The following is a 23,003-nucleotide window of genomic DNA, read 5'->3' on the forward strand; positions in this document are numbered from 1 at the left end:
CCCCTAAACCACCTGTTCAGCAGCATCGTTTGATTTTCTTGACCTACCTTGGTTAAACCACACATATAAGGTTGGCAAAATAATCAAAGTCAGTAAGGTTGATGAAATAATCCCACCAATAACGACAGTTGCAATTGGGCGCTGAACTTCAGAGCCAATGCCTACGTTTAAGGCCATCGGAATAAAACCTAATGAAGCGACCAAAGCTGTAATCAACACGGGACGGAGTCTTTCCATTGCACCATGTCTCACCGCATCAATGACACTTTCCCCTTGCACTCGAAGCCTTTGAATGGCAGAAACAAGAACTAAGCCATTCAGCACAGCCACACCTGACAAGGCGATAAAGCCGACGGCAGCAGAAATTGAGAATGGAATATCACGTAGTGCTAAAGCAATCACACCACCTGTTAGTGCAAATGGTACACCTGTGAATACCAAGACACTGTTTCTAACATTACCTAAAGCCATGTAGATCATGGCAAAGATCAGAATTAAAGCGATTGGAACAACAACCATGAGTCGATTCGATGCAGACTCCATTTGTTCAAACGTACCGCCCCAAGTCAGCCAATAACCATCTGGTAATTTAAAATCAGCATTCAACTTAGATTGTGCTTCTGAAATGTAACTACCAATATCTGTACCTCGGACATTTGCTGTGATGACAATACGACGCTTACCATTCTCACGAGAAATTTGGTTTGGTCCTTGAACATTTTTTAACTCGATCAATTCTGATAAAAGTACACTTGAACCATCAGGCAGATTCACAGGAACTTGATAGAGTTTTTCTAAATCTGTGACAGAGTTTTGATCCATTCGAACAACAATATCGAACTTTCGATCACCTTCAAATACCTTACCTGCTGTCTCACCAGTAATGAGGCTAGAAACCTGTTGCTGTACATCCTCAGCATCAAGTCCATAATTGGCAATCATGTCTTTTTTCAGCTCGACAGATACCATTGGTAAACCCGTCATCTGTTCAACTTTCAAGTCAGCAGTACCATTAACCCCCTCTAAAATTTTAGCGGCAGCGTTTGCTGATTCGAGTAACTGATCGAGATCATCGCCATATATTTTCACAGCGACATCGGTACGAACACCTGAAATAAGTTCGTTAAAGCGCATTTGAATCGGCTGGGTGAACTCGTAATTATTTCCATAAACACCTTTAGCTACTCGTTCAATATCTGCAACGACTTCAGCTTTTGGTTTCTTTGGATTTGGCCATTCACTACGTGGTTTCAACATGACAAAATTGTCAGCTACATTAGGTGGAACTGGATCAGTGGCGATTTCTGCTGTTCCGACTTTGGCAAACATGGTCTGGACTTCAGGAATTTTCACAATTTCTTTTTCAAGCGTGTATTGCATTTCAACGGCTTGAGTTAATGAAGTGCCTGGGATACGCAAAGCATGTAATGCCACATCCCCCTCATCTAAAGAAGGTATAAATTCTGAACCTAAACGAGTTGAAAGACCTGCACTGAATATAAAAAATATTGAGACAAAGGCGATCAGTAAATATCTGTGATTTAAAGACCAATCTAAAATTGGGCTATAAAACTTCTTAATAAAATAAACAATCTTTGACTCTTCTTCTTTAATTTCGCCTGTAGTAACTAATGCCACCATTGCAGGGACAAAGGTAATTGACAGAATCATTGCACCAACTAAAGCCATAACTACCGTTGCAGCCATTGGTGTAAACATCTTGCCTTCAACACCAGTCAAAGTCATCACAGGCAGATAAACCAAAATAATGATCAATTGACCATAAAGAATCGCTTTTCGAGATTCCTTTGTTGCTTCAAACACAGTCGTAAAGCGTTCTTTTTGAGTCAGAATACGTCCTAACTCTTTTTGCTTCATGGCTAATTTAGCGAGAGATGCCTCGACAATAACCACAGCACCATCAACAATAATTCCGAAATCGAGTGCACCTAAACTCATTAAATTGGCACTGATCTTTTGGTTCACCATACCTGTGATTGTCATCAACATGGATAATGGAATCACTATCGCAGTAATCAGAGCTGCACGGAAATGTCCAAGAAAAAGAAAAAGTACAACAATGACTAGAATTGCACCTTCAAATAAATTCTTCTTCACTGTTTGAATCGTTGCATCAACCAAAGTTGTTCGGTTATAGACTGCTTTTGCTTCAACACCTTCAGGTAGCGACTTTTGAACCTGTTGTAGCTTTTGATCTACAGCATGAGCAACATTTCGAGAGTTTTCCCCAATAAGCATGAACGCTGTACCCAGTACAATTTCTTGCCCATCTTTGGTCGCAGCACCTGTTCGTAATTCATGACCAATCGATATTTTTGCAACATCTTTCAATCTGAGGATATAACCATTGCTCGTTGTGATCGGAATATTCTGGATCTGCTCAATCGAGTTAATTTGAGAATCAGAACGGATTAAATACTGCTCACCATTTTTCTCAATGTACCCTGAACCTTTGTTCATGCTGTTCTTAGAGATCGCCTCTAAAATCGCCTTCTGATCCAGCCCTATGCTACGCAAATAAGCATAATCAGGTTGAACAACAAATTGTTTTAGATAACCACCAATGGTATTGATTTCATTCACACCCTCTACATTTCGAAGCTGAGGTTTAATGACCCAATCCTGTAAAGTTCTTAATTCAGTGGGTGAAAGTGGGTTTAGACTATTCTTGGCATTTTCAACGGTATACATGAAGATTTCGCCAAGCCCTGTAGAAACAGGTCCCATTGAAGTCGATATGCCGCTTGGTAGTGTTGGTGTCACGCCTTGCAATTTTTCATTGACAATTTGACGGGCAAAATAGATGTCCGTCCCCTCCTTGAATATCGCCGTGACCTGAGATAAACCGTATCTCGACACTGAACGTGTATATTCAAGATTAGGGATACCTGCCAAAGCTGTTTCAATCGGGTAAGTGACTTGTGACTCCATCTCCATAGGAGACAAGCCTTGTGCTTCACTGTTGATTTGGACTTGTACATTGGTGATATCAGGAACAGCATCAATAGGTAGTTTAAAATAGTTATAAACACCCAATGCACCTACGAATAGAAAGACGATCAGTACAAGCCAACGATTCTTAATCGAAAGCTTAACAATTTGATCAAACATGGTGCTACCCCTTAATGATCATGAGTAGCGCCAGATTTACCTAGCTCTGCTTTTAATAAATAAGAATTGCCTGCCGCATAAACCTGACCTGCTTTTAAGCCTGACTTAACTTCAACAAACCCATTATATTTTTCACCCAACTCTAAAGGACGTGCTTCAAAGTCATTACCTACACGAATGAACACCACATCCCAATCACGGAAGTTCTGTAAAGCATCTTCACGAACCACCATCGGCTTCAAGCTTTGATTTTCAAAAATATGTGCGGTGATCAATTGACCTGAACGCCATTTAAATTGGTTGGCAATTTCAACAAAGACTTGAGCAGTACGTGTTTTTGGATCAATGACATCACTGATGTATTTGATCGTCCCCAATGCTTCTTCTGTGCCTGATTGAATTTGAGGTTTTACAGTCACCTTAGCATTCGGGTTAATTGTATTCAGCTTATCCGCAGGAACGTTGACTACTGCAAGTAATTGAGATGTATTGGCAATTTTAAATAATGGTGTAACTGGTGTAACGTTTGATCCAACAGCCGCTAGCACTTGTAAGACTGTGCCAGACATCGCAGCCCGAACTTCAATTGTACCGTTGCCTGAACCACCATAAGAGCTGATTAAATTGTTCAATTCATTGGCACGAATCTGAGCATCATCAAATTCACGTTTTGCATTAATGTAGTCAATTTCAGGCGATACTCGTTTTTGAAATAGCGTTCGCTCTTGCTCCATTTTTTTACGTGCAAATTGCAAATTATCCACTGCAATAGAACGCTCAGCATTTAAGCGGATCAAGTCTTGGCTTTGTACTGTAGCTAATAAATCACCTTGACTTACTTTATCGCCAATCGTGCGATATGTTTTGATGAGTGTTCCACTTGCTTTCGGTGTGATAAAACTTTCAAAATTATCAGGGAACTTCAATTCTCCTTTTAACTCTAAAGCATTTTCAAACATCATGGATTCAACTTTTAAAAGCTCTAAACCGCTGCTCTTGATACTACTGTCCAACATGGTGACACGACCTTCTTTGGTGTCCCATTTCCACGTATGTTTTTTACCTTGATAATCAACGTTGATAATCATTAAAAATGAATGTGGTTCATAGACAATTTCTTTACCGATCAAGTAGTCACTCTCTGGTTTAAATTGAATATTTTGCTCAGCATCCAAACGTTTGATGTAAACATTTGCCGTTAATGCTTCAGGTTTAAGCGGTTTATCTTTGAAATACCCATAAACACGGAGATGTGGTTCTACGCCCTGCTCAAAGATTTTTACTTCTGCTGAGAAATCCCCATCACGATATAAACGTCCACCATAAGGTCCTTTCTCGTCACCTGCTACTGCAACTTTTTCTGCTATTGCTTCCCCATGTGCTGAAGAAGACTGAGTTTTTTGACCTGTCTTGTACCATGCGACAGCGCATAACACGACAAGCAAGGCAATAATGCCCGTAGCAATTAAAGTATTGGTTGGTTTATTCATATTCTTGCCCTTATTCTTGGTCTAAATGAGTAATGTAGTTGCGCTCGACTTCTGCAATTTCAGTCTGCAAAGCCAACCACAAATCGAATCGAGCAAGATGTTTGTCTAACCAAATTTGCTTAATGCTATTGAATTCAAGTAACGAGTTTTTCCCTGCTTGGTATCCCATCTCTGCAATGCGAAGACTTTCATTGGTTGCGGGCAAAACGGTTTGATCATATTGATGGATTACATCAATTAAGTTAGAAACCTCAATAGATTTGTTTTCCAATTCAATTTTAGAGTTACGACTCACAAGCACAGACTGCGTTTCAGCTTTCATCTGTTCCGCTTGGGCAATCGCAATATTGCCTTTATTTCGGTTGAAGATATTGAGTGGTATTGAGGTTGAAACTTGGAAGACTTTGTCATTGGTTTCTTGATAGTTTTTGACCCCAACACCCAAAGTGATATCAGGTATTGCCTCTTTACGAGCGAGTTCAAATTGTGTCTTTTTCAATTGTGAATTCAGTATCGCTTCTTGCTCAGCCAAACTAATTTTGTCTGTGAAATTAAAACTTAGAGGAACTTCTAAGGCGTTACTTGGTAGATTTGATGTGAACTTAGAGCACAGATTTTTTTGAAACTGCCCCTTTTTCACTTCATTTTGATAACGTAGTTTTGATTCAGATGAAAGTGCTGCACTGAGCTGAGCATCCGAAGGAATGACTCGCCCAAACTTGAGCCTTCCCGAAAGAACGTTGGCTTGTCTTGCATTCAACTTGCTTTCTGTTGAATAAACTTCAGCACGTTGAGTTGCCACATACCAGTTCGCCATACAGATTCTTAAATCTGCTTTGAGTTCAGCCTGTCGCTTTGCTATTTCGAACTGATTACGATCACCTTGAAAATGCGCAACTTGTTTTCTCAAGGAGAGTTTATTACTGAGAGGAATCTCTTGTGACAACCCCAATAAGGCTGTTGGACCATCCAAATCCTTCAATTTGGAATTACCAAGATTATCCAACTCCACATTGAAAGTCGGATTATTTAATTTGCCAGCAAACTTTTGGTTGATTTCATAAGCTTGCTCGGACTGCTGTAGGCTATTGAGTACAGCATCACTTGCGATAACCTGCTTTTGTAGTTCAGCATAATTCGTTTCTGCAAATGCGTTTGCTGCCGTTACTACAAAACCACAGGTCAGAAATATCTGATATTTTTTAGACATGACTTTACCTATACAAAAAAATGAAAAATTATTTTTTGTATAGAAAGATCAATTACGCAGAACGATTAAGTCTTTGGAGTAAGTATAAGAGTTACTAAATACGAGAGGGGGTCGCCGTTTTAAGAAAGCTCGATAAACGGGCTTCTCAAAAAAATGAAAAAAGAATAAAACGAGTGGAAGTGCAAAACTAAGAATAAAGACAGGATCTATGCTTAGATCGCTATCAGAAGAAATAGGCTTCACCGAATGATGATAAATTGGCTCATCAAAATTCTTCCAAGTATGTGTTTCTACATCATGATCAGTCGTACTTGTAAAAGAATCATCTAAGTGCAGCAAAGACCAATGACTAGATGCATCATCTTCCACAACAATACTCAGTTCATGTTGATGTTCAATATTTTCAAGTAAGACAGGCGCCCACGCATGAATCCCCGTAATTGTTATTGTAAACAAAAACAGGATAAATGCGAGTATAAGCTTGGTCGTCCCACTTGAATGCATATCAAAGAACATACATCTAACTTGCCAACAAAATACTAAAAAGCTCTATTAAAGTAAATCTAATTTAGCCTCACATTTACACATGAATCAATTTCAAACCTCCTACCCCAAATTTGCAAAAAAAAAGAGTACAAATACTCTTTTCTAATTAAATTCATTTTAATTCAAAGCCTGAACCGACTGCTGCAACCCTTTCTGAATATCCTGAACATGAGTGAGATCATGCGTTTGCTGATGCTCTGATTTGGAATCCTCCGTGTAAAATTCCTCCACAATTTCCAAGCCCTCTTCCCCACCGACCTCAAAGCAGGCATTGCCATAGCCCTGCCGTGCCACATGATCTAAAGCTTCCTGATTAAAACCACACAACTTACTCTTCTGATTAATCTCCTTAGCAGTTTGAATCGCTTCTTGTAAATGAATGTCCTCACGTAAAGTTAAATCTACGTAATAGATCGGAGTACGATAACTCTGAGTAGTACTTTTGCCTCGTAAAGTCAGTTGCAATGGTAGACATGAAAGTAAGCCACCCGATGCAGCAATGTAATAACGTAGCCGTGCTGCTAAGGTGCGAATGCTATTAAAGCCAGTGGTTCTAAAGATAAATGTGCCAAACTCATCCGATTCATCTAAATTCATATATAGCCTGCCATAAGGCTTACAGAGTCCTCCTTGAGCAAGTGAGCATAAATCAGGGGATGGACAGGGATGATGCTCAACCCCTTGATTAGTCAGTCGCTGACAGGTTTCACCATTACCTGAGCAGATTAATCGTCCAGTTTGGCGGTCAAATAAGCTGTACTCTGCCCGTAGGTTCAGTTCAGGATCATTGAAGATCATACGGACTGGTATGGTTCTGAGTTTTTGGTTTTGGTTCGGTGCTTTAGCTCTAAGTTGTTCATCGAGTGGATGTTTGACCCATCCATCCTTATTTTGGATTTGGCTAGTAATGGTAAATTGATCATCTTTTTCAGGCAGACGTTTGCCATTCTTTTCGACAATTTTTCCAATACTGATACGACCGAGTACAGGTGGTGTAATGGCTAAACCTTTAATCATGGTGATGTCCTCTATATAGATGTATAAATAAAAATTGAATAGGTTCAATAAAATTTTGGGCATAAAAAAATCCCAGACCTGTTGCGGTATGGGATCGGTTGGGTTGGGTTGGGTGCTGGTTAAATCGAAATGGGTTGCTTGAGTATCAGCCTTATCCACCATTGGGATAAATCTGAAATCTTCGTGTTCCTGCTTTGGTTTGTGGAAATTGCTGTAAATATTCAGGGTATTGTTTAAGCAGTGATTTACTGAACCGTACCGGGTTTGTCGGAGACTTTTTTATTTAAGTTAGGCCACCTGACCTAACGGGTTAATCTTATCATAGTACATTGCTTCAAACTCAAAAGGCGATACATAACCCAGTGCACTGTGTACACGCTTTTTATTGAACCAATCTACCCAGTTTAGTGTCGCAAGTTGTACATCTGCTAAACCTTGCCAATCTGCTTTTAAATATTCAATCACCTCTGTTTTGTATAAGCCATTCACCGTTTCAGCCAGAGCATTATCGTATGAATCACCTGTCGTACCGACTGATGCTCGTAAATTTGCAGCATCTAAACGATTGGTATAGCGAATAGAAAGATATTGAACACCTCTATCGGAATGATGAATCACATTCTTTGGCATGCCTCGATCGTGCAATGCTTGCTCCAATGCATCGAGCACCATATCTGTATTCATCCGTGTAGATACTTTCCATCCAACAATTGCTCGTGAGAACACATCAATAATAAAGGCGGTATAGACCCAGCCTGAATGTGTTTGAATATACGTAAAGTCACTGACCCATAATTGGTCAGGTCGATCAGCACTAAAATTCCGTTTCACTAAATCATCTGCTCGTTTTTGATCATCTCGGCTACGGGTGGTTTGTTTATTCTTACCACGCCAAACACCTTGTATACCTAGCTTTTGCATCAATCGAGCAACTGTACAACGTGCAATAACATAACCCTCACGTTTCAATTTTTGCCAAACTTTACGTACACCATATCGACCTGAACTTTCTTTCCAAATACGTTTGATTTGCTCTGCATGATGTAAATCATGCAGAGCACGTTTCGCTCGATGTTCTGGGTTATCAACGAAATCTAAAGCCCGATAATAGGTCGAAGCTGCAATCGGTAAAATTCTACAAATCGCTTCAACACCATATAACGCCTTATTGTTATGGATAAAATCCACCATTATTTGTGTGGGCGGTCGAGCTCCGCCTGGGCGAAAAAAGCGGCTGCTTTACGTAGAATTTCATTGGCACGTTTTAATTCTTTAATTTCACGTTCCATTTGCTTCATTTTTTCTTGGTCAGATACCTGTTGTACTTTGGCGGGATTTTGTTGATCTAAGTATTTTTGATACCAAACACGAAGTGTTTCAGGAGTACAGCCAATTTTAGGAGCAATTGCGGAAACTGCTGCCCAATTCGATGGATAATCTTTTTCAGATTCAATTAGTAATTGAACCGCTCTTTCTCTAATTTCGGGGGTATAGTTTGGTTTTTTCATCGGAATAGTCTCTCAGAATATTGAGTCTCCGACAAACCCGGTACGGTTCACTTGATAATGATCATGAATCATTTGCTGAACATAAGTCAAAAAGCTGATTTGATTATCTGATTCCTGCTGCCTGAATAAGCGAATCTCATCTAGAATCAGACTACGGTGATCTTTCAATCTTCGCACTAACTTTAATACTTCAATTGGTGATAGCTGCAATAAATAATCCTCAATACATAAAGTCCCTCTTACTGCCTCGATGACTTGAGTCATATCTTTAAAAGCCTGAATGGATGCACTGTACTCAATATCGTCTTGATCAAAGATCTGAAATGCAGGAATCAGTGAGCAAAGATGTATGATAAAGGAAGATTGATTTAGCTCCAGATTCAGCACCCAGTCAACGAAGCCATCTACGGCTTTGATGACGCCAGCTTGATGAGTTAAGTCATATTGCATTGAGATGCTCCTTTGTTATGTTTGGTACATAACTAAGGAGAAAACATTATTTTTTTATGTATAAAAAAGCTTACATGGCGAATCCTACACCAAGATCCAGATCGATCTCAGGGTTAATCGTGATAAGTTGAATTTAGGGATAGTAGCGAATTAATTGACTGTTACAAGATTCCATAGACATCCCTATTAAGTCTCTAATTTCACTATGAGAATATTAGTGAAGTGTTTATGATTGAATTCATTAAGTATTTATTAATATTAATTTAATAGTATTATTTACCGACTTATCACAAGACTCAGTAGTTGCAAAATCAATCGATTCATAGATCAATCTATTTTCCGCCACCCTATAAACCCTGTATTTTCAGAGAAAATCTCATTTACGAGAGTTAAGGCAGAAATTAGCATTTCTCATACAAAAGTCACTCAAATTTATCACCCAAGCATTTTTCGTTGAGTAGACCTAACTCGATTTGTTTCTTTAAATCGTAGTCTATTTGCTTGATAGAACGTTTATATGCCTTAATGACTGCTGATTCATAAATTTTAGGATCTGTAATCTTTGCCTCAGTGTATTGAATACAAAACAGCTCATCATGCTTAAGATGAGAATCAGAACTAAAGTAAATTTTATGAGACATTGATTTGCCAACGCAACCTAGCGGCACCACTTTATTGTCATGTTTACGATCCGTAATCTCAGCCAGAACATCCAAAATATGGCTCAGCTCACTTCTATAGACATATTGTATAAGTAAAGACAGAATTTGCTGTTTCAAATGATTTTGAGCCATCATGATATCAGACAGCTTTATAAGAAGAGTATTGGCTTTTCGCTCTATCTGTTCTACAACCCTAACCTCCTTAAACGACTTCACCATCATAAGTTTTACATTTTCAGGCACCAAATGACCCTGTAGTTGGTGAATAGTTAAAGTGATATTAGGACAATGAGATGCAAGATAACAAAACATATATTCCAGTCTTTTAAAATTTAATTCTTCTGTGTTTAACAATAGTTCTTTTTGTTCGGAAGCATGGCTACGTGATAGCTGAAACTCCTGATGAAACTTTGTATTAAATATTTCGCCTGTTTGCAGGATATTCGGGATTGAATATTCATTAGATTCGAGAATATAAGCATTTTCTACAGAATCTGATGTTTTATTTCGGTTTAGAATAAACTCTGTAGTTTTAAATTTACTCAAGGGTTCATTAGGATCCCATCTATCAACTGATTCAAGAAGCTGTTTTAAAATAGTGGTCTGTTGAGGGCGATTGAAAATTAAATATCTCCCAAAAATTCGTTTCTCGCCCCAAATCGCGTGAGAAAGGTTGAGAAAATAGATCGCAGAAACAAAACTCAAATATACATTGTTTAATGTCCCATCAAGTTTAGTTCGAAGAATCCCCATGCTAAGTAATTCTGCAATCGCGCGTTGTAATGCATTACGGCTCATTCCTGTCCAATTAGATAATTCATAAGTTCCTACATTTAAAACAACTCCATTAGAATCACTTGACAACACGATGTTCACTAACACAAGCCACTGCTTATAATTAAGCTCTAATAATTGATCAGCATTTTTTTGTTTATGGCTTATTTTGACATCAAATATTAGTCCAAACAGAATTTCTAAAAAATCATATCGCGGATAGCGAGCGACAAGTTCAGAAGCCGTTTTTTTACCCCCGATTATTTTATGACTTTTTTTTGCCGATTTATTCTCTTTTAACTCTGCTGTAGATTGATCACCTTCTTTTGCTTTTTCCAAAGTAACAATCAACCGATCAGATGGCGTCCACCTCCATCGATAGCCCACTTGTCTGGGTAGAAGTCCTATATTCAACTTAAAGGATTTTTCATCTACCTGCTCACATAATCCTTTTTCGGCTAAAGCTTTTAATGATTTTTTTAATGTTAACCAATTCACCTTAACTTCTTCAGCTAGAGTTTTTAGGTCCGCTAATGAAATTTTCCGACCTCCATAACAGATCAATAATCTTAAAAAAATAATACGATCAATAGGAGCTAAATTGATTTCCATCTGCCTGAGCATAAGTATTGCAATCGCCTTTAGTTCTTCTTGTCTATTTAGCGATTTTTCATATGTTTTCATAAAAACAACTATTAAAAATAAATAATAGACTTCCTTCATAAATCATTTTTCAATCAATTTAATTGTTTATCTTTCACCCAATCTAAATTGTATATGCCAGCAAGTAAATTAAACCGCAGGTTTAATCTTTTACGACGATTTCTATATACACAAGATAAAATCTTAAAACATTTCATCCTTCCAAATACATGCTCTACTTGAATTCGTCTACGACCAATCTCTTTATTTAACTTTTTTAATTCAGAATCTAGTTTTTCAGTTTTCTTTGCTTTAGATGGCATGAGGCATCCAAAACCCAATTTCTTTATCCCTAAATAACCCTTATCAACGATAAAAAAGGGCTTAAATTTTAATTTCCTCATGCTTTTTTTAAATATTTTAAAATCATGCATGCTTCCATGACTTCCACATACACTCAGTATTTCACCTGTTATATAGTGCATAGATAGCTGAAATTTAAAGGTATGTCGCTTTTTTTTACCGCTATACCATTTCTTCTGTTTTTTTTGGACGTTGAACTAATATTTCAGTGGCATCAATCACAACAACTTCCCAATCCACTTCATCTCGATTAGGAAGTTGTTTTGGCAAGTTGAATTTTCCAGAACGGATTAAGGTATCTTCAATAACACGTGTGATACGAATTGCACTCGTTTCAGATACACCGTAACTCATACCAAGATGGAAAAATGTTCGATATTCTCTCCAATATTCTATACATAAGAGCAAACGATCTTCCAACGGTAATTTATGCGGTCGTCCTTTACCAATATGACGAGGTAAATGCTTATTTAGCTCGGCCAACATGAGGTTAAATGTAGCCCAACTAACACCGGTAAGCCTACGAAACTTAACGTTTGATAATTTTTGAATATCTTTGAATTTCATCCAAGGATTATCTCTTGAATTAAATAATTTTGCTGATTAATTTAAGATCAAATAAATTGTACGTTTTTTGATTTATGACGGAAGTCTAATGATTAATTTAACTTAATATATAATGTTTATTAACATAAATAATCAAAAATCGTTTTATCCTTAGTTTTTAAAAAATAAAATCGGTTTATTAGATATTTGAATTGGAGCTAAAAATGGGTCGACCTCAAATTTTTTTAAAAGATTGGTGCTTAGAAGACAGTCTGCTTAAAGCAGAATTTCTAAAAAAGGAAAGTGAAAATCAGGAAGGTCTTGTCAGAAGAACAAATGGAGGCTACATACCAAATTTGGATATCTATCCTCAATTCCAGCTGCAAGACTCAATTCATGGAATATTAAGTAATGGCATGCAAATTTGGCTCTCACCATCCTGTTACGAAAAGTTAAAAGCTAAGTTCCGAACTTTCAAGAAAAAAGTAAAAGACAAAAATAAAGTCAAAAAGCAATATCAACTAAACAAAGAAACTGCAAATTTTTTATCTGCATTTAAAGAACAGAATCATTATGATCGTGAGGAAGTTGTTGTTGAATATTTGGTCACAAAATATCAAAATCAAAAATTACAATTCGAGCATTTCGATAAGTTAGATAGATCTTCTATTCGTGTTCAACATTTAAAAAATGAACTAGATCATTGCAAAAAATTATGTGCGCAAAATGAAAGTGATAAGTTGTTTTTACAAGTTCATGTCAATGAGTTGAATGACCTCTTAGCTAGAGCTTACCTTTTTAATGAATTCCTTAAGGAAACACTAAAAGAACATGAAATAGAATATTATCAGCCAGTAATCAAAGATGATGATGTTGAAAAGTATAAAGCTGAAATAAGAAATAATTTACGAACCTATCTGAAATGAGATGCTGCATATACTTGTATTAATGTAATGTATCTCTAGATGCCCCGAAAGCCCCCCTATTTGGAATCTTTTTCAATAATCTCTGCAAGCAGCTCTGGACAATTCCGTACATGATTAAGAAGTGTTTGTTCTTGATCATTCGAGTTAAAAGCGATTTTTTTCTTCAAAATATCTGCAACATTGTACGCTTTTAAAGCTTGTCTAAATTCCCTGTTTTTTTCTTCTAAGCTTTTAATGTAGTTGATGTATGTTCGATCCTGAATTTTGATATCACCAGCACGCTTATATCGCTTTTTATTATTTTCTAAAGCCTCCTGTAATTTTGCAATTTTGCTGGTATTTTCTGCTATACGATTTTTAACCCAATTTTGATCAAAAGCTTTGAGTTCTTTTTCCAGTGTCGGGTAAACATCATTAATTGCAGCCGTTACAGATTTCCAGCGTCCATTTGTATTTGCACTTTCTCGCAAAACACGGTAAATAATTTCTCGCTTTTCGTAGAGATTACCTTCGTAACGCTTTTTCACATTTTTTATGCCATTAATTCGGCGTTGTAACTTGGGATGCTGAAAAACATGCTGATCGAAATCAAGTTCTAGGTATGCATAAAGTATAGGTTTATAGCCAACCACGCTGTGTTTATTTTTTTGATTATCTTCCATATCCAATAATTCTTCTTTTAGTTGAACAATCCGATCTAGTAACCGATTCAGCTCATAAAACTGTGAGAATTGAGCTTCTCCTCTGAGTGAAATCTCATCAGCCATACATTTTTTTATAAATTCAATTTCTTCAGCGGAGAATGCCTGTTGCTCTTCTAAATGCCCTACACCACCAATATGGTAAAGGTAACAATTAAGCATTTCTGCTTCTAGAATATTGATGTCTTCATTAGTAATCTTCATCATACTTAAAATTAAAATATTATAATAATTATAAATTTAACACATATTCTAGTATAATATTTTTTTATCTTTGTAGTATGCTAAAAAAAAACTCACTGAGTCACTACCATTAGGTCATGGACAGTCATTAAGTCGGCATCACATCAAAAGTCTGATTGAATCGAATTGATGATTGAATAAAGTTTGGCTCAATGGAAAATAGTAAAATGTTAGAGTCCCGTTATCGCGTAAAAGATTTAGTGAACTACCCTGAACGTCCAGCAAAGGACTATGTGGATCGTAGTGGTCGTAGACGCAGAGTTTCATACAAACCTGCAAGTAAAGGCTTGTTGAATATCGCAGAATCTACTTTTTGGAAGATGATTCGTCGTGGTGATTTTCCTGCACCAACCTACCTAACTGCAAGTATGCCGACCTGGACTGAAAGTCAAATTAATGCTTGGCTTGAACAGAAAGTACTACAAGCGGCATAAATACAAACAGCCTGTCATCGACAGGCTGTTTTTCTTATACGTTCACATCATGTACAAAATATTGTCTGTACAGAAAATTGACATTTTCACACGAGAGTTTTATAGTTACTATGCTTAGTCGCAATTGTAAGAGTAATAAGCTAACTAGTGTCCATCTAAGTATCTAAATTTAATGCCCAAAAGTGAATGACGAAAATACAGCCAGCCATAGTGTCCAAATGTAATGATCAATGTATCTAAAGAAGTGACCAAAATAGTGCTAAATGAAATGTCAAAATATAGTGGCGAATATCCTACAGATCGTAATTAATGACTTGTAATGCTTGAGTAATAGGAAAATTAAGACTATGCAAATTTTCACTTATACCGATGCTCGCAATAATCTGAAAACGGTTTTAGACCGTGTTATTGATGATTCAGATGTTGCAGTAATTACGAGGAAAGAAGGTCAACATGCGGTTGTAATGGGACAAGACTATTACAACAGTATAATGGAAACATTGTACCTCATGTCTTCTCCAAGTAACGCAGCGCACCTGGCGAAATCAATTGCAGAATTACGGGCATCTAAAGCAATCGAAAGAGAACTTTTAGATGAAACGGAAGACTAGTTTTACCCCAACCTCTTGGGAGGATTATGTCTATTGGCAAAGCCAAGACAAAAAGACTCTTAAGCGCATCAACATATTGATCAAAGAATGTCTCCGTACACCCTTTGAAGGTATTGGCAAGCCTGAACCATTACTCGGTGATTTATCGGGTTTATGGAGCAGGCGAATAGATGAAAAAAATAGATTAGTTTATGAAGTAACTGATGTAGCGATAACTATTATTTCTTGTCGTTATCACTACGAATAAATGAGAAGCCCTGACTTAGTGTTGGGGCTTTTTGGCTTCAGCATAAATGACTTTAGCAACGCCAACAGGGTTTAGTTTTCCATTTTCTTTTTATCATTGTGGCACTAGCAACGATTCCAAATAATCAGCCCACTCCTGCATCATCGCCCGACGATTATTTAGAAACTTGGTTCGGTTGTAGGCTGTGCCATTGTTGTCTTTTACCTTATGAGCTAACTGATGTTCAATAAAGTCAACTCGCTGCTCCAAAATCTCATCCAGCATGGTACGTGCAGTTGCCCTAAAACCATGTGCCGTCTGTTCCCCACCATAGCCCAAGCGTTTTAAAGCGGAGTTAATGGTATTGTCAGAAATAAAGGTTTTACCATCCCGCCCCACAAAAATGTATTCGCTGTATGGGTGCAGATCAATAATTGACTCAATCAAGTCAAAAGCTTGATCTGATAATGGCACAATATGAAGTTGTTTGGTTTTACTGGCTGTAAATTTAAAGCAACGCTCTTCACGATAGAAATACTCCTTTTTCAGTTTGCGTATCTCCCCAGGTCGCTGAAAGGTCAGCACAGAGATTTTTAATGCTACCTGTGTGGTCAGTAAACAGCGTGTATAAAGCTGAGAATAGTTCCAAATTTTATTGAGCATCGGAGCCAAGTTCTGCTCTTCTGTAACGGCTGCAAAGTTTCCACCCTGTGGTTTTGGTAATTCAATATCTTCAATTGGATTATATTGGATGAGCTTTTTCTTACGTGCTGATTTAAAGATTTGGTTCAAGTCAGATTTAAGCCGTTTGGCAACAGACAAGGCTCCACGCTCAATAATGCGCTTAAAGACCTTAATCTCAAGCATTTCCAAGGTAAGCTGTGGAAAGGTTAAATCACCAATGTAGGGATAGACATCATGCTTTAAACGACGGATCGTCTCTTCATCCTGTTTTTGCTCTAGCTCACGTTTATATAGCCATGCTTCAGCAACAATACGAAAGGTGTTTTCTGCTTCTTTCTGTTTCTGGGACTTGGTTTCAATCCGCTCCATCGCGGGGTCTATGCCCTGCTTGATGAGTTTCTTATATTCATCACGAATAGTGCGGGCATCATCCAGTTGAACCGTACCGGGTTTGTCGGAGACTCAATATTCTGAGAGACTATTCCGATGAAAAAACCAAACTATACCCCCGAAATTAGAGAAAGAGCGGTTCAATTACTAATTGAATCTGAAAAAGATTATCCATCGAATTGGGCAGCAGTTTCCGCAATTGCTCCTAAAATTGGCTGTACTCCTGAAACACTTCGTGTTTGGTATCAAAAATACTTAGATCAACAAAATCCCGCCAAAGTACAACAGGTATCTGACCAAGAAAAAATGAAGCAAATGGAACGTGAAATTAAAGAATTAAAACGTGCCAATGAAATTCTACGTAAAGCAGCCGCTTTTTTCGCCCAGGCGGAGCTCGACCGCCCACACAAATAATGGTGGATTTTATCCATAACAATAAGGCGTTATATGGTGTTGAAGCGATTTGTAGAATTTTACCGATTGCAGCTTCGACCTATTATCGGGCTTTAGATTTCGTTGATAACCCAGAACATCGAGCGAAACGTGCTCTGCATGATTTACATCATGCAGAGCAAATCAAACGTATTTGGAAAGAAAGTTCAGGTCGATATGGTGTACGTAAAGTTTGGCAAAAATTGAAACGTGAGGGTTATGTTATTGCACGTTGTACAGTTGCTCGATTGATGCAAAAGCTAGGTATACAAGGTGTTTGGCGTGGTAAGAATAAACAAACCACCCGTAGCCGAGATGATCAAAAACGAGCAGATGATTTAGTGAAACGGAATTTTAGTGCTGATCGACCTGACCAATTATGGGTCAGTGACTTTACGTATATTCAAACACATTCAGGCTGGGTCTATACCGCCTTTATTATTGATGTGTTCTCACGAGCAATTGTTGGATGGAAAGTATCTACACGGATGAATACAGATATGGTGCTCGATGCATTGGAGCAAGCATTGCACGATCGAGGCATGCCAAAGAATGTGATTCATCATTCCGATAGAGGTGTTCAATATCTTTCTATTCGCTATACCAATCGTTTAGATGCTGCAAATTTACGAGCATCAGTCGGTACGACAGGTGATTCATACGATAATGCTCTGGCTGAAACGGTGAATGGCTTATACAAAACAGAGGTGATTGAATATTTAAAAGCAGATTGGCAAGGTTTAGCAGATGTACAACTTGCGACACTAAACTGGGTAGATTGGTTCAATAAAAAGCGTGTACACAGTGCACTGGGTTATGTATCGCCTTTTGAGTTTGAAGCAATGTACTATGATAAGATTAACCCGTTAGGTCAGGTGGCCTAACTTAAATAAAAAAGTCTCCGACAAACCCGGTACGGTTCAAGTGAAACTTCAGGATAAGTACCTAAAGATAAATCATTACGTTTGCCTAAGAATGGACGGGTGTAATTGTAGATCCAGTACTTGCTACCGCTTTGGTCAATACGCAGATACAAATTTCCACCGTCTGACAACTTATACATCTTGTCAGGATCAGGTTTGGCTTTTTTGACTTGTAAAGCACTAAGCTTATTGATTCCACGAGTTGCCATAATTCAGACATAAAAAAATGCAGTAAGAAATAATCTTACTGCATTTTTTACTACTTTATAACCACCGATTGGCGTAGTGCGTCACGGCTTGTCATATCGTATATTTCTAACTTTAACCTTATAAATCATAAACTTATATAGTGTTAAACAGTGTCAGAAATTTGAATTTGGCGGAAGCGGTGAGATTCGAACTCACGGAGGACTCACACCCTCGTCGGTTTTCAAGACCGGTGCATTAAACCGCTCTGCCACGCTTCCAATGGCGGCTATCATATAAATAAAAGTTAGACTTGGCAAATCTTTTATTTAAAAACATGCATCAAATGCTCAAAATAAACTCAACAACCTGTTTTTTTATGCATTTTCAGGCTTTTCATAGCGAATTGAGTTGATATACCACAGTTTTTTACCTAATGGTGTATGCACTTCTACTTCATCATCGACCTGTTTACTCAGTAGTGCACGTGCCATAGGTGACTCAATCGAGATATGTTGGGGGTGGTGGTCATAAATTTCATCGACACCAACTATACGCAAGCTTTTTCGCTCTCCAGCCTCATTTTCGATTTCAACCCAGGCACCAAAATAGACCTTGCCCTCTTGCTCAGGTACATAATCTACAATTTTTAATTCTTCTAAACGTTTTCCTAGATAGCGAACACGACGATCAATTTTTCTCAGTAATTGTTTATTGTATTGGTATTATAACCCCATGACTAAACATACTATTTACAACCCAATCAAATTGACAATTGATCAAATATTGTTAGCCTAATAATTAAACACCCAATAATATGTACTAAAAATTATATGCCTTACGTTCGAAAGATTTATGTAAATTACACTGACTGTACTACAAAACGAGTATTAACTTTACCATCGATTCTTACTGAAAAAGGTGTGGTGATTTCTCACTTAAGGTATTTGGCTTGGTTCAACTCAAAAAGTGAGGCTTGGAAAGAACGCTCAAGTTTCGCTTTGCAGCTTTTGCTGAAATATATCAATGCCGTTCCGAATATTGAAAGTGCTACGATACTACTCAAATCATTTACAGAATCTCTAGCTACAGGGACAATCAATTATAAAACCCTTACTGATCCTCTCGATCTTTATTGGCGACCTAGAACTATCACTGACACTAATAACTTATTATTTCACATCACACACTATACTGACTTCTTAGCTCTACAAGATGAATATAACTCTCCAAGAGTTAACCCTTTTCGTAAAGCAACCAGCTATGAGGAACGCCTTAATTGGTGTGCCTATTACCACAAACAAGCAAATGTATTCCTAAACCATTTAACAAATAAAGACAAAGTAAATATTACCCAACAACAAGTACGTTTAGTTGGTTCATTACAAGAAAATCAATATGATACGGAATATGCAATCCGTTTCCCTGAAAACCAAATCGAAAAGCTTCTCTATTTAGGTTTTGAGAAAAATGGGCTATTCGACTATAAATCACAAGCTATTACAATGCTTATGAATTATGGAGGGTTAAGAAAAAGCGAGGTTTTTCACCTTTTCATTTCTGATATTACTTTACACCCGAATCACTCGAAAGAAGCTTTGGTTCGTGTTTATCATCCAATTATAGGAAGTTCACCTGATCCTAATTATAGAAATAGGCAAGAGTATCTTCTTTCCAAAACATTATATAAGCCAAGAAACACTTACTCATTTTCTGAACGATTATACTCCGGCTGGAAGACACCGTTATTAACTTCTAAAGATGGCTACTTTGAAGTACTTTTTAACCCACCCGAAAAAGCACGAGAATTTCTAGTAGTTTGGATAAACTACTTAAAATATCAACGTATTGAGCCGCCAAAAAGTAATCCTCACCCTTTTGCATTTACTAATAGCTTAGGAGCACCAGAAACAATTAAAAACTTCCAAAGACTTCATAAAAATGCAGTAGAACGAATCGGCCTAGAATGTAAAAAAGAACTTGGTACAAGTGAGCATGGCCATAGGCATGCTTATGGCTTCAGGGCTAGAACAGCGGGTCTAGATCAAGTAGCAATTCAAAAAGCAATGCATCATAAAAGTCCTATCTCCTGTTTGGTCTATATCAAACCAACGCTAGAAGAAGTTAAAGAAAAATTAAGAGGCATAAAATGATAAAACACTTCAATCTAAGAAATATTAGTGAGCCAGGACTTGCAACCTCTTATTCACCTTTTCCAAATTTTGAAGACTTGAAAAAAACTTGTAAGCAATTAGGGATTACAAATTCTGTTATTTATAAGAAAAGCTATCGTCAGCATAATTTACCAGCACATCCTGAACGTATTTATGATGAATGGATAAGCTATAAGGACTTTTTTGATATTCCAGAAATTATTACTTATCTAGATTTAAAGAAAATTATTCATGCACAAAACCTAAAGAATGCAAAAGAATATAAAGACTTTGTTAACAAACAAAATGATTCATCAATACCACTTGATCCACAAGGTAGCTACGGAGATGAATGGGAGAATTGGTTTAAATTCTTAGGAAAAGAGGAGCCCTTTAAACCCGAATTTATTTCTTATGAATATCATGACTGGGCTACTAAAATAATTGAATTTATGAAAGTAGCTCGAGGTGGTGGTACAAAAGAAAGTCATTTATGTCGATTTGTACGTCTATATATAGAAAGATTTGATAAAAGTAAATCTCCTCATATTTTTCTAGTTCAGGAAAAGTTCGACGTTAAACCCTTTCGAAATATTCTTGAAAATTTCGAATCAGATCATATGAGAAGAAAACTTGTGATTGCGGTAAACGAGTTTCTTGATTATATCATTAATAATGACTTGACTATTGAAGATGAAGATACAGGAGAAATTGTACGCGTTGATAATGCGCGTAATCCCTTTACTCTATTATTAGCTCAACAGAATATTTCATCTTCCTCTTTACGCTCTGAAACAACTAAACCTTGCTTACAGTATCATTTTGTTAAAAAAGTACAAAATTGGATTATTCCCGTAACAGCAAAGAATTTCAGAGATCTTACTCACTTACAAAAATTTGATGTTGACTGGGTTAAGATTAATTCCAATTTGATTGACCCTAATGATAAGGATTGCATCTACAAAAAAATAGATGATCAATACTATTTGTGGTGTCCAATTGATTGGATACATACATATGCTTTAACAAAGGTGCCATTAAGGGGTAGACAAATTGCTTATAACGACTCAGGTGAAGCCGATAAGTACATTGCTGATATTGATGAACATAATCAAATTATCTGGATAGAAAATCCGTCGTTATTTGCAGGCTTGACCAAAGAGCAATCCTTTATTAAACGTATGCCAGATGGACAATTGGGTATGTTCACTACGACCAATAAAACCAATAATAATGGATTAGGTTATACCGTTCCCTGGATTCCAGAAGATCTTGCATATTGGCTAATAAAATTAAGAAAATGGCAGCAAAAGTATAATGCTATTAAGGCCCCTAGCACTTGGTTAGATTGCCAAAGAACTAACTTAAATGAGTTACAAAGAAAATCTAAAGGTATAAATTGTTTTTTATTTAGAAGATTTGGGGATTTTGAACCAGCAGCGGTGTCTAATGCATTAACACCTCGATTAGCAACCGCTCTTTACTATATACAACCGACTAATCTTAACTTATCAACTCTTGAAGGTAATCCAGCAACAATAGGTGCATATAAATCAAAATATACCCCACACAGTATGCGTGTAAGCCTCATAACAGCATATGTCATAGAGATGGGCATGCCTATTGAGATAGTTATGAAAATTGTTGGGCATAGTTCAGTAATTATGTCCATTTATTACTGCAAAGTTTCTCAACAGGACATAAGGACGAAGCTAGAAGAAAGTGAAAAAGTTATATTAAAGAATGAAGCTGAAGCAATTCAACATACAATTGAACAGAACAAAATTGAAGATATCAAAAATCAACTAGTTGGCAGTAACGCTGAACTATTACAAGCATTAAATAATGATATACCTGCTGGAAATTATATTTTTAGAGACTATGGTATTTGCCCTTTTGCAGCATCAAGATGTCAAGATGGTGGAGAATTAATTCAAAGTAGCTCATTCTATACCCCGACCCCTCAAGGTTATTTGGGGATTCAAAATTGTATTAGATGCAGACATTTTATTACTGGACCAGCATTCTTAGGTGGACTTCTAGCGATTGCAAATGAAATTTTACTACAAGCAAATACACAATCAAATGCATGTAGCCAATTACAAAAAAAAAATTACTTCACTAAATCATGAAATTAATAAATTAGAGCAAGAAGAATATATAGCAAATCTCAAACAACAAGAGTTCTTAGGTAAGACACAACGCCCTAAGCTCGAAACTGAATTACGCAATTTTGAATCCGAATATGAGTTAACAGCGAAGAAATTAGATATGTTGCTATGTGATATCCAAGCAACATATGGGCATATAACTCGTTGTCATAACTTAATAAATAGTACTCCCTCAGATACAAGTACAAACGAGCTATCTCTCATTACGATGAGAGATGCAGAACTCATTATTGAAATGGAGGAGGTCAATCATTATCAGCAACTTCAGGAAGTCTGTGAGAATGCAGTAATCTATAAATCATGTAATGCTGATCAGGCAATTTATCCTAGAACGCAATTGATTGATAGAATGGCTATGTTTAATGAAATTATGCCTAGCCTTTTCACTCTCACTAAAGAACAGCAACTCATGGCAGGAAACCAAATTTTTAAATTATTAATGAACAGATTAAAAACTTGGGATAAAGTCCAACAGGTAATAGACTGCCGTATCAAATTCACAGAATTAGCAGACACTGAGCAAATTTCGAAGTCAGATATTGAACTTATCATGACGAACTCAAAGAATCTTATTGAGGGCTAA

The 23,003-nt window shown here is 37.0% G+C and carries 16 protein-coding genes, 1 tRNA gene, 5 pseudogenes and 2 other annotated features; of the genes and pseudogenes, 7 read left to right on the forward strand and 15 right to left on the reverse strand.

Annotation, left to right across the window (positions count from 1 at the left end; all coding sequences use genetic code 11):
- Positions 1 to 3: 3 nt before the first annotated feature.
- The 10 genes and pseudogenes from F895_RS02960 to F895_RS02910 all read right to left on the reverse strand — a co-directional run bounded on the left by F895_RS02960 (position 4) and on the right by F895_RS02910 (position 12,361).
- Positions 4 to 3,132 carry an efflux RND transporter permease subunit gene (locus F895_RS02960; RefSeq protein ID WP_005243616.1) on the reverse strand — a complete coding sequence of 1,043 codons (3,129 nt, stop codon included), beginning with the start codon at positions 3,130 to 3,132 and terminating at the stop codon, positions 4 to 6.
- Positions 3,133 to 3,143: 11 nt separating this feature from the next.
- Positions 3,144 to 4,622 (reverse strand): efflux RND transporter periplasmic adaptor subunit, encoded by a 1,479-nt coding sequence (locus F895_RS02955; RefSeq protein ID WP_005243618.1) that lies wholly within the window; start codon positions 4,620 to 4,622, stop codon positions 3,144 to 3,146.
- A 10-nt stretch (positions 4,623 to 4,632) separates the two neighbouring features.
- The gene (locus F895_RS02950) at positions 4,633 to 5,832 is read right to left on the reverse strand and encodes a TolC family protein (protein ID WP_005243621.1); all 1,200 of its coding nucleotides are present in this window, start codon (positions 5,830 to 5,832) and stop codon (positions 4,633 to 4,635) included.
- 48 nt (positions 5,833 to 5,880) lie between these two features.
- Positions 5,881 to 6,336, reverse strand: a complete 456-nt coding sequence (locus tag F895_RS02945) for a hypothetical protein (RefSeq protein ID WP_026040215.1) — start codon at positions 6,334 to 6,336, stop codon at positions 5,881 to 5,883.
- A gap of 159 nt (positions 6,337 to 6,495) precedes the next feature.
- Positions 6,496 to 7,395: a recombination directionality factor gene (locus tag F895_RS02940; RefSeq protein WP_026040216.1), complete on the reverse strand. Its 900-nt coding sequence runs from the start codon at positions 7,393 to 7,395 to the stop codon at positions 6,496 to 6,498.
- A gap of 288 nt (positions 7,396 to 7,683) precedes the next feature.
- Positions 7,684 to 8,903 (reverse strand): IS3 family transposase gene (locus F895_RS02935; RefSeq protein ID WP_107114716.1). Its coding sequence is split into 2 segments (ribosomal slippage): positions 7,684 to 8,627 and positions 8,627 to 8,903, totalling 1,221 coding nucleotides; the frame shifts between segments, so codons are not numbered across the junction.
- Positions 8,512 to 8,628 (reverse strand) — a sequence feature (AL1L pseudoknot). It overlaps the preceding gene by 117 nt.
- A 12-nt stretch (positions 8,904 to 8,915) precedes the next feature.
- Positions 8,916 to 9,353, reverse strand: coding sequence for a hypothetical protein (locus F895_RS02925; RefSeq protein WP_005243632.1), 438 nt, complete (start codon positions 9,351 to 9,353; stop codon positions 8,916 to 8,918).
- Between the two features lie 422 nt (positions 9,354 to 9,775).
- Positions 9,776 to 11,512: a hypothetical protein gene (locus F895_RS02920; protein WP_005243634.1), complete on the reverse strand. Its 1,737-nt coding sequence runs from the start codon at positions 11,510 to 11,512 to the stop codon at positions 9,776 to 9,778.
- A gap of 14 nt (positions 11,513 to 11,526) precedes the next feature.
- A pseudogene (locus tag F895_RS19685) lies at positions 11,527 to 11,919 on the reverse strand (transposase family protein); the annotation flags it as partial.
- Between the two features lie 37 nt (positions 11,920 to 11,956).
- Entirely contained in the window at positions 11,957 to 12,361 is a 405-nt protein-coding gene (locus F895_RS02910; protein ID WP_000669095.1) for a transposase family protein, read from the reverse strand.
- A 203-nt stretch (positions 12,362 to 12,564) separates the two neighbouring features.
- Between F895_RS02910 and F895_RS02905 the strand changes: the two genes are divergently transcribed.
- On the forward strand, positions 12,565 to 13,266 hold the full coding sequence (locus tag F895_RS02905) for a hypothetical protein (RefSeq protein WP_005243637.1): 702 nt from the start codon (positions 12,565 to 12,567) through the stop codon (positions 13,264 to 13,266).
- Positions 13,267 to 13,322: 56 nt separating this feature from the next.
- Here the strand turns inward: F895_RS02905 and F895_RS02900 are convergent, their stop codons facing one another.
- On the reverse strand, positions 13,323 to 14,174 hold the full coding sequence (locus F895_RS02900) for a hypothetical protein (RefSeq protein WP_005243639.1): 852 nt from the start codon (positions 14,172 to 14,174) through the stop codon (positions 13,323 to 13,325).
- Between the two features lie 203 nt (positions 14,175 to 14,377).
- Between F895_RS02900 and F895_RS02895 the strand changes: the two genes are divergently transcribed.
- The 3 genes from F895_RS02895 (at position 14,378) to F895_RS02885 (ending at position 15,502) form a co-directional block, all read left to right on the forward strand.
- Positions 14,378 to 14,644 (forward strand): helix-turn-helix transcriptional regulator, encoded by a 267-nt coding sequence (locus F895_RS02895; RefSeq protein WP_005243641.1) that lies wholly within the window; start codon positions 14,378 to 14,380, stop codon positions 14,642 to 14,644.
- A 347-nt stretch (positions 14,645 to 14,991) separates the two neighbouring features.
- A complete protein-coding gene (locus F895_RS02890) occupies positions 14,992 to 15,255 on the forward strand; it encodes a type II toxin-antitoxin system Phd/YefM family antitoxin (protein WP_004671839.1) in 264 nt (87 codons plus the stop codon).
- Positions 15,239 to 15,502: a Txe/YoeB family addiction module toxin gene (locus tag F895_RS02885; protein ID WP_005243644.1), complete on the forward strand. Its 264-nt coding sequence runs from the start codon at positions 15,239 to 15,241 to the stop codon at positions 15,500 to 15,502. The genes F895_RS02890 and F895_RS02885 overlap by 17 nt, the downstream gene beginning before the upstream one ends.
- Before the next feature lie 93 nt (positions 15,503 to 15,595).
- Here the strand turns inward: F895_RS02885 and F895_RS02880 are convergent.
- Positions 15,596 to 16,606, reverse strand: a pseudogene (locus F895_RS02880) (tyrosine-type recombinase/integrase); the annotation flags it as partial.
- 45 nt (positions 16,607 to 16,651) lie between these two features.
- Between F895_RS02880 and F895_RS02870 the strand changes: the two are divergent.
- Positions 16,652 to 17,871, forward strand: a protein-coding gene (locus F895_RS02870) for an IS3 family transposase (protein WP_107114716.1) whose coding sequence is annotated in 2 segments (ribosomal slippage) — positions 16,652 to 16,928 and positions 16,928 to 17,871 — 1,221 coding nt in all. Because the reading frame shifts where the segments join, the coding sequence is not laid out codon by codon here.
- Positions 16,927 to 17,043, forward strand: a sequence feature (AL1L pseudoknot). (Overlaps the previous gene by 117 nt.)
- Positions 17,872 to 17,888: 17 nt before the next feature.
- Here the strand turns inward: F895_RS02870 and F895_RS02865 are convergent.
- From F895_RS02865 to F895_RS0119115, 3 genes and pseudogenes are all read right to left on the reverse strand, one after another.
- A pseudogene (locus tag F895_RS02865) lies at positions 17,889 to 18,119 on the reverse strand (Arm DNA-binding domain-containing protein); the annotation flags it as partial.
- 168 nt (positions 18,120 to 18,287) lie between these two features.
- Positions 18,288 to 18,377: transfer RNA gene (locus F895_RS02860), tRNA-Ser, on the reverse strand.
- Positions 18,378 to 18,473: 96 nt separating this feature from the next.
- Positions 18,474 to 18,821: pseudogene (locus F895_RS0119115) on the reverse strand (GreA/GreB family elongation factor); the annotation flags it as partial.
- A gap of 108 nt (positions 18,822 to 18,929) precedes the next feature.
- On the opposite strand from F895_RS0119115, the gene gmtY reads away from it, so the two are divergent.
- The gene (gene gmtY / locus F895_RS02855; RefSeq protein WP_005243652.1) at positions 18,930 to 20,249 is read left to right on the forward strand and encodes a gamma-mobile-trio recombinase GmtY; all 1,320 of its coding nucleotides are present in this window, start codon (positions 18,930 to 18,932) and stop codon (positions 20,247 to 20,249) included.
- Positions 20,246 to 23,003 (forward strand): annotated as a pseudogene (locus F895_RS0119120) (VPA1269 family protein). Before gmtY ends, F895_RS0119120 begins: the two are co-directional and overlap by 4 nt.

It is taken from the genome of Acinetobacter sp. CIP 64.2 (assembly GCF_000369645.1).
Taxonomy (GTDB): Bacteria; Pseudomonadota; Gammaproteobacteria; order Pseudomonadales; family Moraxellaceae; genus Acinetobacter.